Source organism: Nocardia sp. NPDC058633, from assembly GCF_042717045.1.
GTDB lineage: Bacteria > Actinomycetota > Actinomycetes > Mycobacteriales > Mycobacteriaceae > Nocardia.
Genome location: NZ_JBHXRA010000012.1, coordinates 120,839 through 136,362, shown reverse-complemented (window position 1 = coordinate 136,362; position 15,524 = coordinate 120,839). Strand labels below are relative to the sequence as shown.

Annotated in this window: 7 protein-coding genes; 1 reads left to right on the top strand and 6 read right to left on the bottom strand. The window is 68.5% G+C overall.

Going from position 1 to position 15,524, the window contains the following annotated elements; translation table 11 throughout:
• Window positions 1-17 precede the first annotated feature (17 nt).
• The gene (locus tag ACFWUR_RS17810) at window positions 18-1,628 is read left to right on the top strand and encodes an acyl-CoA synthetase (RefSeq protein WP_378908187.1); all 1,611 of its coding nucleotides are present in this window, start codon (window positions 18-20) and stop codon (window positions 1,626-1,628) included.
• Window positions 1,629-1,727: 99 nt separating this feature from the next.
• Here ACFWUR_RS17810 and ligA read toward each other — a convergent pair whose 3' ends face one another.
• The 6 genes from ligA to ACFWUR_RS17780 form a co-directional block, all read right to left on the bottom strand.
• Window positions 1,728-3,719, bottom strand: coding sequence for an NAD-dependent DNA ligase LigA (ligA, locus tag ACFWUR_RS17805; protein ID WP_378908186.1), 1,992 nt, complete (start codon window positions 3,717-3,719; stop codon window positions 1,728-1,730).
• A gap of 91 nt (window positions 3,720-3,810) precedes the next feature.
• Window positions 3,811-5,463: a bifunctional 3'-5' exonuclease/DNA polymerase gene (locus ACFWUR_RS17800; protein ID WP_378908185.1), complete on the bottom strand. Its 1,653-nt coding sequence runs from the start codon at window positions 5,461-5,463 to the stop codon at window positions 3,811-3,813.
• A gap of 72 nt (window positions 5,464-5,535) precedes the next feature.
• Entirely contained in the window at window positions 5,536-6,969 is a 1,434-nt protein-coding gene (locus tag ACFWUR_RS17795; protein ID WP_378908184.1) for an MFS transporter, read from the bottom strand.
• Window positions 6,966-7,682, bottom strand: a complete 717-nt coding sequence (locus ACFWUR_RS17790; protein WP_378908183.1) for a hypothetical protein — start codon at window positions 7,680-7,682, stop codon at window positions 6,966-6,968. The genes ACFWUR_RS17795 and ACFWUR_RS17790 overlap by 4 nt, the downstream gene beginning before the upstream one ends.
• Entirely contained in the window at window positions 7,679-9,085 is a 1,407-nt protein-coding gene (locus ACFWUR_RS17785) for a condensation domain-containing protein (RefSeq protein WP_378908182.1), read from the bottom strand. The genes ACFWUR_RS17790 and ACFWUR_RS17785 overlap by 4 nt, the downstream gene beginning before the upstream one ends.
• Window positions 9,085-15,510 carry a type I polyketide synthase gene (locus tag ACFWUR_RS17780; RefSeq protein ID WP_378908180.1) on the bottom strand — a complete coding sequence of 2,142 codons (6,426 nt, stop codon included), beginning with the start codon at window positions 15,508-15,510 and terminating at the stop codon, window positions 9,085-9,087. The genes ACFWUR_RS17785 and ACFWUR_RS17780 overlap by 1 nt, the downstream gene beginning before the upstream one ends.
• Between the last annotated feature and the right edge of the window lie 14 nt (window positions 15,511-15,524).

Sequence of the window (15,524 nt, the reverse complement as noted above, 5' to 3'; positions counted from 1 at the left end):
CGTCGAGAGAGATTGACATGGCCAACAACTTCGCCGACCTGTTCGAACATTCCGTCGACGCCATGCCCGATCGGATCGCGCTGATTCAGCGCGATCGTCGAGTCACGTTCCGGGAGCTGGACACTCGCGCCAATCAGCTCGCCGACCAGCTGGCCGAGTCGGGTGTAGGTCACGGCACGCACGTCGGATTCCAGATGCACAACAGCATCGAAACCATGGAGACGTTGATCGCCTGCTTCAAGCTGGCGGCCGTCCCGATCAATATCAACTACCGGTACGGCCCGACCGAGCTGGCCTATGTCTACGACAACGCCGATCTCGAAGTGCTGCTGTACCACGCCTGTTACGCCGAGACCGTGCACGCGGCCCTCGCGCTCGCGCCGAAGGTTCGGGTGTCGATCTGCGTCGACGACGACCGCCGCGACGCCTCGTCGGTGCCGGGCGCGATCCGGTACGAACAGCTCGTCGCGGCCGGTGAGCCGCAGCGCCCGGCGGTCACTCGCACAGCGGACGACCTGTTCATGATGTACACCGGCGGCACCACCGGCATGCCCAAGGGCGTCATGTGGCGACAGGAGGACATGTGGCGCGTCCTGGGCGGCGGCATCGATTTCTACACCGGTGAACCGGTGCGCGACGAATACCAGCAGTCCGCGACCGGTGCGCAGGGGGTACCCAGCATCTGGTTCGTGCTCCCGCCGCTGATTCACGCCGCCGCCATGATGCCCACCTTCAACGCCCTGTGGTCGGGCAACACCGTGCTGTTCGAGCCGCGTTTCGATCCGGCCCAGATCTGGCAGTCCGTGGCCACCCACCGCCCGCACGTCATGGTCATCACCGGCGACGCGATGGCTCGACCGCTCATCGATGCCTTCGACGCGGACCCGGTCGACGCGGCCTCGCTGCTCGTCATCGCCTCGGGAGCCGCGCTGCTGTCGCAACCGGTGAAGAACGCGCTGCTGGAGAAGTTCCCGACGTCGATGGTGTCGGACTCGATCGGGTCGTCCGAAACCGGTTTCGGCGGTATCGGTTTCGCGCAGAAGGACGACGATCCGGCGCGCGGCCCCCGGGTACAGACCGGGCGCGGCGCGGTGGTCGTCGACGAGGACGGTCGACCCGTCGCCCCCGGTGAGGAGGGTTGGCTGGCCAAGACGGGCGCGGTGCCGCTCGGCTACTACAACGATCCCGAACGCACGGACCGGCTCTTCAAGTCGGTGGACGGGGTCCGCATCGTGGTCACCGACGACCGGGCCCGCGCCGAGACCGACGGCTCGATCACCCTGATCGGTCGCGGCAACATGGTGATCAACACCGGCGGGGAGAAGGTGTTCCCCGAGGAGGTCGAGGCCGTCGTCAAGTCCCACGACGCGGTCTACGACGCGGTGGTCATCGGCGTCCCCCACGAGCGGTGGGGCCAACAGGTCGCGGCGATCATCTCGGTCGCCTCCGATCGCACCGTGGACTTCGATGCCGTCCGCGCCCACCTCCGTCCCCACCTCGCCGGATACAAGATCCCCAAGCGCATCTGGATCGCGGAGTCCATCTCCCGCTCCCCCAGCGGCAAACCCGACTATCGCTGGGCCAAGGAATACGTCACCGAGCGCGCCCCCGACCATCGGTCCGACTGAGTGAACGCTTCACGGCGTCGGTGACCCTGGGACCTCTTGCCCCACAAGAGGTGCCACCCGACTACGCAGGCGGAGCGAAGTCCGCTCCGCCTGCGCGGGTCAGACGACCTTGGCCTCGATCAGCAGGTTCCAGATCTCGCCCTGGTCGACGACCTCGACACCGAGCTTCTCCGCCTTCGCCAGCTTGCTGTCACCGACTCCCGCGCCGGTGATGAGCATGTCGGTGTTGGCCGAGACCGAGGAGGCCGCGGTCGCTCCCGCCTGTTCACACAGTCGTTGGAACGTCGGCCGCGCCACTTTCTCCCCGGAGCGAGGGTCGCTGATAGCGCCGGTGATCACCACCGTTTTGCCCTCGAGGGGCGCGCCTGCCGCGATGACCGGCGGCAGGTCCTCCTCGCGCACGTCGAGGCAGACACCGAGTTCGCGCAGGCGATCCAGTTCCGGACGCAACCGCGTCAGATGCGCGACCAGGGACGCCGCGACCTTCGGGCCGATGTCCTCCACCGCCACGAGCCGCTCCTCACCCGCGTCGGCCACGTCCTCCAGGGAGCCGAAGCCCGACCGGGCCAGTCGCGCGGCGGTGCCGTCGGAGGCCATCGGGATGGCCAGGCCGATCAGGGCCCGGCGCAGGCCCACCTGGCGGCTGGCGTCGATCGAATCGATCATGCGCGCCGCGGAGATCTCGCCGATGCGGTCGAATTCGAGCAGTCGCTCCTTGGTCAGGGTGTAGAAGTCCGACGGGTGTTCGAGAATGCCCGCCTCGGCGAGGCGTTCGATCCACACTCCCCCGATGGCGTCGATGTCGGCTGCCGCGCGCGAGGCCCAGTGGATCAGCCTGCGCACTGTCTGCGCGGGACAGGCCACGTTGGTGCAGAACAGCTCTCGGCTGTTGCCCTGCTCGGTGACCGGCTGCCCGCACGAGGGGCAGACGGTGGGCGAGACGATCTCGATCTCCTCGCCGGTGCGCTTGGCGGCGTCGAGCACTCCGGCCACGAACGGGATGACATCACCCGCGCGACGCACCAGTACCGTGTCGCCGACCTTGATGTCGCGGGCGCGGATCACCTCCTGGTTCGCCAGGGTCGCCTTGGTGACCGTGGTGCCGCCGACGAAGACCGGCTCGAGCCACGCGACGGGGACGATCTTGCCCGTCTTGCCGACGTCCCAGATCACCTCGCGCAGCAGGGTGGTCTTCTCCTCGGCGGCGAACTTGAACGCCAGCGCACCACGGGGGGAGTTCGATCGGGTGCCTGCCGCCGCGTAGGCATCGCGGTCGGCCAGTCGCAGTACGGCGCCGTCGATGTCGTAGTCCAGGTCGTTGCGACCCTGCTCGATCTCGGTGATCGCCGCCTGCGCCCGCGCGGCGTCGGCGCACAGCCGCATCTGCGCACCCGCGACCCCGATCGCACGCAACCCTTCCCCCAGGTCGTGCGCGGCGTCGTCGGCAGAGGTGTCCAGATCGAAGCCGAAGAACTGTAGGCGTCGCTCGGCCACGGTGGCCGGGTCCTTCGCGCGCAGGGTGCCCGCCGCCGCATTGCGCGGATTGATCAGCGGCTTGTCCGGATGCGCGGCGTTGTAGGCGAGAAAGGTCGACCGCAACATCACCGCCTCACCACGCACCTCGACGCGGCCGGGCAGGTCGATCCGCTCGGGAACCCCGTCGACGAGGGCACGGACCAGCGGGGTCACGTCGTCACCGGTGGTGCCGTCGCCGCGGGTGACCGCCCTGGCCAGCCGACCGTTCTCGAAGACCAGAGCCAGCGACAACCCGTCGAGCTTCGGCATCACGACCACCGACTGACCCGGGAACCGACCGAAGAACGCCTCGACCTGCTCCGGCTTGGTCGCCTTCTCCAGCGAGAGCATCGGCCGCGAATGCCGCACCGGGGCGTGCAGCACCGAGGGCGCACCGACCTGCTCGAGCGGATTCGGGTCCGGCGCGAGGTCGGGATGCGCCTCGATCAGGGCCCGCAGCTCGTCTTCGATCGCGTCGAATTCAGCGTCGGCGACCAGCGGAGCCCCCTGGTAATAGGCGTCGCGCAGCGCCACCATCCGGTCGGCGAGTTCTTGGATACGTTCCCCTGTTTCCACAGCCGAGACGCTACCGATACCCACCGACAACAAGGCCAGGTGCCACGCTGCGTGGCCGACCGAAACTCCCGGGCGGCCGAGAACGACTGTCCTACTTCGCGTCGCCGTAGCACTGGACCACCGCGGTGGTGAACGGGAACCGGACCGGCGTCTGTCCGAAGGCGATCCGGCCCGCCGTGTCGGCGGCGGTGGCGATCGCTTCGGCCACCGTCGCGGCTTCCTCGGTCGGGCAGTGCACGATCACCTCGTCGTGTTGGAAGAACACCAGTTCCGCGCGAAGCTCGCGGATCGCGTGCCGGATGCCCGCCAGGACCAGCAGTGCCCAGTCGGCGGCGCTGCCCTGCACCACGAAGTTGCGGGTGAAGCGGCCGCGGGCGCGGGCGGCGGAATCGGTGCGCGTGTCCTGAGGCGCGTCGGTGTCGTCGAGCGCGACCGACAACGGCGTGCAGGTGCGCCCCAACCAGGTGCGCACCAGTCGGCCTTCCTCGCCGGCGCGCGCCGCGTCGTCGACGTAGGCCACCGCGGCCGGGTAGCGCCGACGCAGACCCGCGAGATGAGTCAGGGCGTCACCAGAGGTCTGCCCGTAGATGGCGCCGAGCAGTGCGATCTTGGCCTGATCGCGATCGCCGCCGAAGCCGCGGGCCGCCAGGTCCGCGTACAGGTCTTCGCCACGACCCGCCGCCTCCATCAACCCTGGATCGCGCGAGATCGCCGCGAGGATCCTCGGCTCCATCTGGTCGGCGTCGGCGACCACCAGCGACCATCCCGGATCGGCCCGGATCGCCTGCCGAATCACCTTCGGAATCTGCAGTGCACCACCACCATTGGTGGTCCAGCGCCCCGATACGGTGCCGCCCGGCAGGTATTCGGGGCGGAAGCGACCACCGTGCACCCACTGCTCGAGCCAGGACCAGCCGTGCGCGGTGTAGAGGCGGTACAGCGATTTGTAGGCCAGCAACGGAGCGACGGCCGGGTGGTCGATCTGCTGGAGCTCCCATTTCCTGGTGGAGGACAACAGGATTCCGGCGCGGCCGAAAGCCCTGATGATGTCGGCGGGCAGGTCGGGACGCACCCGAACTCCGGTCCCGAACGCCCGCGACACCTCGTCGGCCAGTTCCGCCATCCGGCGAGGCTCCGATCCACCCGGAAACCGCTCTCCCAGCATCGAATCCAACAATTCGCGGTGCACATCGGCGCGCCACGGAATGCCGAGCTGCCCCATGTCGACAGCGACGAGCATGCCCGCCGATTCGGCGGCGAGCAGCAGCCGCATGCGTTCCGGGTGTTCGGCCCGCGTCGTGCGGGCGACCTGTCCGGCGTAGACCGCCAGCAGCGCGGTGAACTCGTCGACCCCCGGCGGCAGCGGGACCGGGCCCGATTCGAACAGCGACGGCTGGGTCTCGGCGGCTCGCACCGGCGCATCCGGCGGAACGGCCAGGTTGTGCAATCGGGCCCACGCCGCCGCCAGCGAGCGCGCCTGACCCGATTGCCCTTCCTCGTGCCCGATCAGCAGCGCCTCCGCCGCCTGCACGTCGTAGCAACGCTCGACCCACACGCCCGCTGCCCACAACGCACGATAGATCTCGGCCGTGGATCGCCATACCCATCGCTCGACATCGGGGCGGGAGCGCACCGCCTCGACAAGCGAGGGTTCGTCGAGGACCGGTCCCGCCGGGTGACCGTCCTGATCGAGCGGACACAATCGAGCGCCGCCGTCGCCCGTCTCCGCTATCGCCCATCTCACCTGCTGGAGTCTGGCACCGGGGTACGACAATCATCGGCACCGCACGCCGACGACCAGCACGGACCGCGAAAACTAGGAAGCGCTCAGGGCGGCGCGTTCTCGATGCGCACGCGAGGGCATCGCCACAGTCAACGCCGCGAGCATCAGGGCGACGGCCGCGATGGCGCCCATCATCATGATGGCGCCACCAAGGCTGTGTGAGGCGAAGAACACCGTGGTCAAGACCGTGAGGCCGACGGCGTTGCCGACCTGTTCGATGGTCGGCAGCACCCCGGAGGCCTCGGTCATCCGCTTCGCGTCCAGCCCGGACAGCATCATCGGTTGCAGTTGCACACCGAACAGCCCGACGCCGAATCCGGCGGCGAACACCGGTCCCGCGCAGAGCAGCGCGTTCGCCACGCCGTCCACCAGGTGCAGATACACCCCGCCCGCGCCGATGCACCCGCCGAACAGCGCGATCCCGGCGGCCAACGCCCAGATATCCCAGCGGGGCACCAGAATCAGCGATCCGATGGCACCGGCGCCCGCCCCCAGCGCGAACAGGGTCATCACCATGCCGGTGAGCAGCGGCGAATAGCCGAGCACATCCTGCATGGTGATCGAGGCGGCGAACACGAACGCGGTGAACAGTCCGAAGAAGGCGCCGACCAGCATCGAGCCGATCCGAAAACCGGGGTTGCCGAACAGGTCCAGGCGCAGGAGGGGGTCGGCGCCGCGCGTGGTGCGGCGGCGCTGCTGGGCGAGGAACACCGCCGTCAGCACGAGACCGGAGCAGGTGACGGCGACGAGGTCGAGCCGCCACCCGTGCTGCTGGATCTGGGCCATGCCCGCGATCAAGGCGAACAGGCCGAGCCCGGACAGCGCGGCACCGACCAGGTCGAGTCGGTGCCGGCCCTCCGGCCTCGACCGGTCCAGGAATTTCCAGGCCAACGCGAACGCGAACACCCCGACCGGCAGGTTGATGAGAAATACCGACCGCCATCCCCACCCACCGATATCGATGGTGAGCAGCACGCCGCCGACGATCGGCCCGAGCATTCCGGCGAACCCGGCCACTCCCCCGTACAGCGCGAAAACCAGCGGATGGCGTTCGCGCGGAAAGCCGGCCGTGAGAATCGCGATCGTCTGGGCCGCCATTCCCGCCCCTGCCGCACCCTGGGCCACCCGGGCGATCACGAGTTCTGTGGCACCACTGGCCGATCCGCACCACACCGAGGCGGCGGTGAAGGCGGCCACCGACATCAGGAACATCTGCCGCCGACCGACCATCGCACCGATCCGGGCAGCGGTGAGCAGGGTGCAGGCGAATGCCAGGGCGTACCCGGAGATCACCAGCAGCTGGGCCGACCGCGAGGCACCGAGGTCGGCGGTCAGGCTCGGCAGCGCGGTGTTCACGATCGTCACATCGATCATCTGCATGAACACCGCGATCAGGCACGCACCGAACGCCAGCCACGCGCCGAGTCCGGGTGCCTCAGCCTTCGCGACCCCGGCTGTTTCACTCACGACACCAGCTCCATCGTGGCTCGCGGAGCCGACATCGACATCTGGGTCGGAAAACTCATCTGCACCATCCGATGCGGGGCGGCCACCTCGAACAGCGCGAAGAACGGCGGCACGACCGACCCGACCATCTTGTCCAGCATCCCGTTCACCTGGTCGAAGCCGGGCCGCAACCGCACCTGCCAACACGGGAACACCCCTGCCGGGCCCGCGTGGACGACTTGCTTCTCCACCCGGACGAGCAACGGCCAGTGCACCGAGTACGCGAGCCACACGTCGATCGTTTCGACCAGCCCGTCGGCGAATTCCAGGCCACGCAGCATTGTCGGCCCCGCGGCTATCGGCATGACATTCGGCGGAAACGGTCCGGGCAGGCCACCGAATTGCAGATGCACGGTGTCGACGAAATTCACTTCCTCGCGCGACACCACCGTCGATCCCAACACTGTCCGCGCGCGATAGCTCTCCGCGTGCAGACGCCCATCGATGCGCCCGATTCGTTGCTCGACCGTCATGACCAGTCCGCGTTCGCGCTGGCTCCTGTCGTCCGGGCTCGCCTCGACTGTCGTGTGGTATCCGCCCCGGTCGTGCACGACGACGTGCGACACCTCGATTCCCCCCGGCTCACCGGAGATGCCGACGTGATATCTCGACTTCTCGCCGTCGGGAATGCCCGGGTCACGAAAGATGGTCGGTACGAATTCTTCTCGGATCATGGGTGCTCCGCGGCGCTGTCGATGATGGTGTCGAATACCGATTTCATAGTGGCCAGGTAGCGGCGCACCGATTCGTGCGCGATCGCGGTATCCGGGAATATGACGCTCAATGTCGTCCGGCCCGGTAGCCGGTTGATCCAGATGAGCGCCTCCTCGGAGGCAGCGCGGTTGGCGAAAACCCCGGCTTTCATGCTGTCGAACAAGGCGTTGCCCAGGAATTCCCTGGCGTCGATGAACGAGATCATCGGGGTCACCCACCCCGGCTCGGCTTTGATTTCGGAATCAGCGGGCAGCAGATCGAGCACACGGTGAAAGGAGGTGGGCGCCAGCAGGAGTCCGCTGTCGTAGGCCCGTTGCGCGATCGTCAGCGCACGGGCGAAGGTGGTGCGCTCGCTGAGCGGGAACGCGACCGGGACGAGCGTCACGTACCAGCCCACCGAATTGTTCTCGGCCGCCGAAGTCCTGGTGCTCACCGGGGTCATGCCGAAGTAGTAGTCCGAACCGACCAGCTCGCGTTCGGCCAGTGCGGCCGCGGCGAACACACCCCCGACGAACTCGGCACCGTTGGCCCGGCAGACCTCGTCGAATCGATCGGCCTCGTCGTCGTCGAACAACACCAGGCTGCGGTGGGCGCTGCGATGGTAGCCGTCGGTCTGCTTGCCCAAATCGAGCGGGAAGACGGGCAACCGGTTGTCGTTGCCGCCCAACAGCGCGAGCCATTTCCTCACCCCCGGCGAGGACAGGCTTTGGGCATCGCTGAACAGCCGCTCGTTGCGGCAGTAGTCGAGATAGCTCGCCGCGGGAGCGAGCGGTTCGGCCTCGTCCCACAGTTGCGCGGCGTAGAGCTGGGCGAAGTCGGCCGCGGACAGGTACTGCCCGAGGCCGTCGGTGTGCAGGTGGTCGACGGCCAGGTACACGGTGGTGGAGTCGCCGTGCTCGATGGTGCCGAAGGTGAAGCAATCCCATTGGAACGGGCCGGGCGTCGTCTTCTCTACGTGTCGGCAGATCGCCGCGGGCTCGTCGATGTAGCCGTAGTCGACCGGCTCGAACTCGATATCGGCCTCGGGCACCAGGTGGCGCCGCACCGCGCCGCCGGGATCCACGGCGAACCAGGTGCGAAAGGTGTCGTGGCGCATCAGGAACGCGTGGATCGCCCGGGTGATCGCGTCACGGTCGAGGTCACCGGTGGGGATCTCCGCGGTCACCAGGCACAGGCCCGAGAACCGGAAGTCGACGCCGCAGTGGCGGTCGGCCAGGCGCAGATACTGCTCCTGCTGCAACGAGGGCGGTGCCGGATGGGCCGGTGCCCCGGCCGCGCGCGCGACCGAATCCGCCGAGGCGAACCAGGTCACGAGCCGACCGGGCGACGGACGCCATTCGTCGATCAAGCCGAAGTCGACCATCAGTGCGATCCCGCCATCGAAACCTCCGAGGGTCGGGCGGCGGTCCACTGTTCGGGCACGCTGGGCGGGGCCGACTCGCCGGTCATCGGTGTTGTCTCCGGAAGTCGCTGCGTGACAGCGGGTTCGGAGGCGAGGATCAGCTCGGCGACCTTCGGGCCCGCCTGTTCCAAGCTGAACGAGCGGCCCATCTGCATCGACATCAGGTCGATGCCGAGCGTCTTGGTGACACGGGCGCCCAGTTCGACTGCCATCAACGAGTCCAGCCCCAGCTCGGGCACCGGCACCGTCATGTCGATCGACTCCACCGGAACCCCCATGACCACGGCGAGTTCGTCGGCCATCTTGCGAGCGATGGCGGGTCCGCGTCTGGTTTCCTCCATCGCGGCCAGTTCCGCACGGAGCTTGGCCAGTTCGGAGGTGTCCTTGGCCGAGGATTGCGCCAGGGCGGCGGTACGGCCGGTGCGCACCAGCTGCGGGAACGTTCCGGTCAGTTTCGCCCAGTCGGTGGGGATGATCGCCGCGTTCGTCACGCCCAGGCGCAGGGTCTGCTCCAGGTAGGCTGTGGCGTCGGCCATGTCGATCGGTCCGAATCCCACCAGGTCCAAATACTTTTCGGCGGTTTCGTCCGATGCCATGCCGCCCGAGGCACCGGACAGGTGACCCCAGCCGATGCACAGTGCGCGCTCGCCCGCGGCGGCCCAGCGCCGGGCCAGTGTCTCGACGGCGACGTTGGCGGCGCAGTAGTTGTACTGACCGTAGATCCCGTACATGGAGCCGCCCGAGGAGCACAGAACGAACATGTCCAGGGCGATGCCGGCATCGGCGACCGCCTGATGGATCACCTGCGCGCCGTGCACTTTGGGGCGATAGACCCGGTCGAGTTCGTCGAGGGACATGCCGGCGAGCCGGTTGTCGGCCACCGCGCCCGCGGCGTGGAACACCGCGCGCAACGGATGGTCGTCGCCGTGTGCGCGCGCGACGATCGCGGCGACGGCGGCGGCGTCGGTCACGTCGGCGTGTTCCTCGATCACCTCGATGCCCACCGCGCGCCACACCTCGAGCTGACGTCGAGCCGTCTCGGTGGCCGCGCCGCTGCGCCCGACCAGCACCAGCCTGCGCGCACCGCGCAGCGCCAGCCAACGACCGATCGCCAGACCGAACCCGCCGAACCCGCCGGTGACGAGATAGCTTCCGGCACTGTCGATGTCGAGTGGCGGCAGATAGGGTCGCACGGGCGGCTGCGGGGCGTCCATCCGCAGGGCCACCCGGCCGACCCGCGAGGACCGCAGTGTCTCCTCGAACGCCTGGCTCACCTCGTGGGTGTCGAACATCTGGTACGGCAGCGGGGTGTAAGCGCCTTGGGTGACCTTCTCGAACACCCGCTGCAGCAGTCGCGACAGCCGTTGCGGACGCACCGCGACCAGCCGGTCGAGGTCCATCGAGTAATAGGCGAGATTCTTGTCGAAGTTGGCCAGTTCCAGCAGGCCGCCGGTGTAGATATCGGCCTTGCCGACCTCGACGATGCGCCCGAATTCGGCTGCGGCGTTGAAGTTCTGGCGCAGTATCTCACCGGGTGCGCTGCTGATGATCACATCGGCGCCGACGCCGTCGGTCAGGGCGAGCACGTCGTCGACGAAGTTGAGCGAACGCGAGTTCACCGCGAAGTCCGCGCCCATCGCGAGCACGTGCTCGCGCCGCTCGGGCGAGCTCGCGGTGCCGATGATGCGGGCGCCGATCGCCTTGGCCACCTGGATGGCCGCGGTGCCGACACCGCCCGCCGCACCGTGGATCAGGACGGTCTCGCCCGGTTCGAGGCGGGCCAGGTCGTGCAGGGCGTATTCGGCCGTGCCGAAGGCGATGGTGCTGGTGCAGTAGCCGGGATCGGTGTCGGGGGGCACGATCACGGCCAGTGCCCGATCGACGACGGCGAATCGGCGCATCATGCCCTTGGACGCCACCGCGACCTTGTCGCCGACCGCGACGTCGGTGACATCGGCGCCGAGCCGCACCACGGTGCCGATGCCCTCCATCCCGGGCACGGTGCCGAAATACGTCGGGGCGAGTTCCCGTTCGCCGAGCAGCCCGATGACCTTGAGCGGATCCTTGTAGTTCAATCCGATCACCGCCATCGCGACCTCGATCTGACCCGCGCCCGGTTCCGGCCGCGGGCACTCACGCCACGCCACCTGCGAGAGCACCCGGGTGCGTGGCATGTCGAGCTCGAAGTTCGTCGCCGGATCGGCCAACGGATGCGACGTCTCCAGCTCTTCGATGCGATCGGGCAGCGGCTTGGTCACCACGGGCGCCCAGCGTTTACCGTCGCGCAGCAGCACCTCGTCGCTGTTGTCGAGGGTGAAGGCGCCGGGCACACCGAGTTCGGTGACGAGTTCGGCGATGGTGGTGCCGGGCTCGGTGTCGACCAGCCGCCAGCGCAGCGGGGTCTGTTCGTTGAGCAGCACCCGGCGGCCACCGGCGAGGGCGGCCTGGCGCGGGTCCGGCGCGACATCGCCACCGGCGATCACGAACGCGGATTCGGTCACCAACGTGGCATGGACCTTGCCGTCGCCGAAGGTGATCTGCGGGGCGGCGCCTTCCACGGTCGGGGTGACGTACTCCGAGGCAGCGACCGCGAGGCGCTTGAGCGTCCACAAATCGGCGACGTCGTCGGTGCCCGCGCCGACCACCACACAGACGTGGGTGCGCTGCGTGTCGTCGGCCTTCGCCGCCGCCAGGATCGCGACCAGATCGGTCTCCAGGTCGTCGCTGGTCGGGTCGACGAGCAACACCCGTGAGCCAGGGATCGCAGCGGCGAGTTCCGCGGTACGCGGACTGTGACCGAGCCCGACGATCACGGTGGACACCGACCCGGCTTCGGCGAGCGCCGCGGGGTCGATCGGGTCGCGCTCTTCGTGCGTCTCGGTGTAGTAGAAGTCGGCCATCCGGTGCAGCGGACTGTCACCTGGCTTGAGCGCGCCGATCTGCAGACCGGTCAGCCGTGCGACCAGCTTTCGGTCCCGGTCGAGCAGGTCGACATCGGCGCGCAGGCGGGCGCCGGGGTCGCGTCGGGCGATGACGGTGATCTCGGCGGGGAGTTCGGCGAGCAGCCGCACCGCGTTCACCCCGACGGGCACCATGACGCCCTCGTTGATCCGCTCATCGGTGAAAAGCATCGCCGCGCATTGCATCGCGGCGTCGACGACCGCCGGATGCGCCAGATGCCGCGAGCCTTCGGCGATGCTGCCGTCGACGGTGGCCACCACCACATCGCGGCCGACGCGCACCGAGGTCACCCGCTGGAACGTCGGACCGTATTGCAGGCCGGCCGAGGCCAAACCGGCGTAGAACATCGCCGGGTCGACATCGACACCGATCTCGACGGTGGGCACCTCGACTTCTGTCTGTTCGTGGCTGCCGGTCAATGTGCGCCCCGTCGAGTGCACGGTCCACGCCGTACCGGTCGCGCTACGCGACCTGATCATGAAGCGGCCGCTGGCTTCCTCGACACTCATCGCCACCAGCGGCACATCGGGGGCACCCATGATCAGCGGCGCGACGAACCGAACCCCCTCCAGCGCCACCTGTTTGCTGCCGATCCGCTGCGCGGTGGCACTCAACGCCGCATCCAGATACGCCGCACCCGGCATGATCTTGACGCCGTTGACCACGTGGTCGACCAACCACGGAAGCAGTTCGGTGCCCACTTGGAGCAGCCACTCGGGGCGCCCCTCCACATCCGGGTCGCCGAGCATCGCGTGGCCGTCGGGCGTGCCGAGCCGAGCCTGCTCGAACAGCGGCAGCGCCGAGTGCAGACGGGTGCGCTGCCAGGGATAGCGCGGCAACGGCACGTGCGCGGTGGCACCCCGGTCCGCCGGGAACAACAGGTCACGGTCGAGCACACCGGCGGCGTGCAGACCGATGAGCGTGCGCCGGACACTGTCGGAGTCGGTCTGCTCGCGGTCGAGCGTGGGCACCGTGGTGCCGTTCACGTCCGCGTCGACCAGCGCCTCGCGGATATTTCCCGACAGCACCGGGTGGGGGCCGACCTCGAGAAAGACCCGGTTGCCCGCGCCGATCAGGTTCGCGACGGCGGCGAAGAATCGCACAGGCTGACGGACGTTCGACCACCAGTACTCAGCGTTCCAGTCGCCCTCGGTGACGAGCTCTCCGGTCACCGAGGAATACAGCGGCACCGTCGGAGTCCGCGGCGCCAGATCCGCCAGCGCCGCGAGCAATTCGTCGCGGATCGGCTCCATCAACCGGCTGTGGTAGGGCACCTCGACGCGCAGTCGACGCGCGAAGATGCCGTCCTCGGTGAGCTTTTCGGCGATCTCGTCGAGGCGATCGACATCACCGGACAGTGTCGAGGAGGTGGGGCTGTTGATCGCCGCGATGTCGACGCGCGGGTCGTCGGCGATGAGCGCCTCGGCCTGGTCCTTGGTCATGCCGACGGCGAGCATCCCGCCGGTCCCGGCGGTCGTGGCCTGCAATCGCGCGCGGTGGAAGGCCACGCGCACCGCCTCGCGCAGCGACAGCATGCCGCTCACGTACGCGGCCGACACCTCACCCACACTGTGTCCGACGATGGCCGCGGGGACGATGCCGTATTCGGCCAGCTCGCGCACCAGGCCCACTTGGACGAGGAAGTTCGCGGGTTGGGCGACCTCGGTGCGGGTGACGCGGGACTCGTCCTCGGGCTTGCGCAATTCCTCGATGATCGACCAGCCCGCGATCGCGCGGAACTCCGTGTCGATCTCGGCGGCGGTGTCGGCGAACACCCCACCGGCCGCGAGCAGTTCGCGTGCCATCCGCCAGTGCTGGGGCCCCATTCCCGAGAACACGAACACCGGCTCGGCGGCGCCGGAGGAGACCGTGCGGGCGGCGTCGCGGCCGGTGCCCGACGCGTACTCGCGCAGTGCGCCGACCAACTCGTCGGTGTCGCCGTCGAGGAGCACCCCGGTGCGGAACGGGTGCTGCGCCATCCGGGTCCACGCCGCTTCGGCCAGCCGATCCGGGTCGGCCCCCGCCGTGATCAGATCCGCGAACCTGCCCGCCAAGTCGCGCGCGGCAGCGGTGCTGCGGGCCGAGATGGGCAGAATACCGAGGTGACGGGCCGGTTCGGTCGACGATTCGGGCGCGCGGAATTCCTGCAGAATCGCGTGGGCGTTGGTGCCGCCGTAGCCGAAACCGTTGACCGCCACCGACATCGGCGCCGCATCGGCAGGCAGCGGTTGGGTCTCGGTCTGCACGTGCAGGCCCAGCTCGTCGAACGGGATGTCGGGATTCGGATTGTTCAGCCAGCCCTGCGGCGGCAGAGTTCGATGTCGCAGGGCGAGTGCGGCTTTGATCACGCTGGCCACGCCTGCGGCGGCTTCGGTGTGGCCGATCGTCGCCTTCACCGAGCCGACGCCGATGGTCCCCGTGCGCCCGGACGGCGACCCGAACACCCGGCCGAGAGCGCGCAATTCGACCGGATCGCCGACCAGCGTTCCGGTGCCGTGTGCCTCCAGGTAGGTGATCTCGTCGGGTGCAAGGCCCGAGCGTTCGCAGACAGTGCGGGCCAACGCCTCTTGCGAGTCGACATTGGGCACGGTGATCGCGGTGGTGCGACCGTCCTGGTTCGAGCCGGTGGCCTTGATCACCGCGTAGACGCGGTCACCGTCTCGCACAGCGTCATCGAGCTTCTTCAACACCACCATTCCGGCGCCCTCGCCGCGACCGTAGCCGTCGGCGGACGCGTCGAAGGATTTGCAGCGACCGTCGGTGGCCAGAAAGCCGCCCTTGCACATGAGCACGAACGTCTCCGGCTGCAACATCACGTTCACGCCGCCCGCTACCGCGACCCGGCAGTCGTCGTTGTCGAGGGCCTGACAGGCCAGGTGCAGCGCGACCAGCGACGAGGAGCAGGCGGTGTCGACCGTGATCGCCGGGCCCACCAGGTTCAGCGCGTAGGCGATCCGATTGGACAGCATCGTGTAGGACGCGCTGGCCGGGGTGTGCATGTCGGTGTGGAACAGCGCGGGACCGACCACGCCGATGACCGACTGGTCGACGACGAAGCCGCCCACATAGACCCCGACCTGTCCGCCCGACGAACGCCCGGCGATCCCGGCATCGTCGAGAGCCTCCCAGGTCACCTCGAGCATCAGCCGTTGCTGTGGGTCGAGCACAGTGGCTTCGCGCGGCGATATCCCGAAGAAGTCGGGGTCGAACTCCCACGGATCGGTGGTCATGAAGGCGCCGTGCCTGGTGTAACTGCGCCCCGGTGTCCGCGGCTCTGGATCGTAGTAGCGACGCCAATCCCAGCGGTCGGCAGGCATCTCCACGACCCCGTCGCGCTTGTCGACGATAAAGTCCCAGAACGATTCCGGGGAATCGATTCCGCCCGCGAACCGACATCCGATTCCGACAATGGCAATATCCGACACGCGATTTCCTCCGC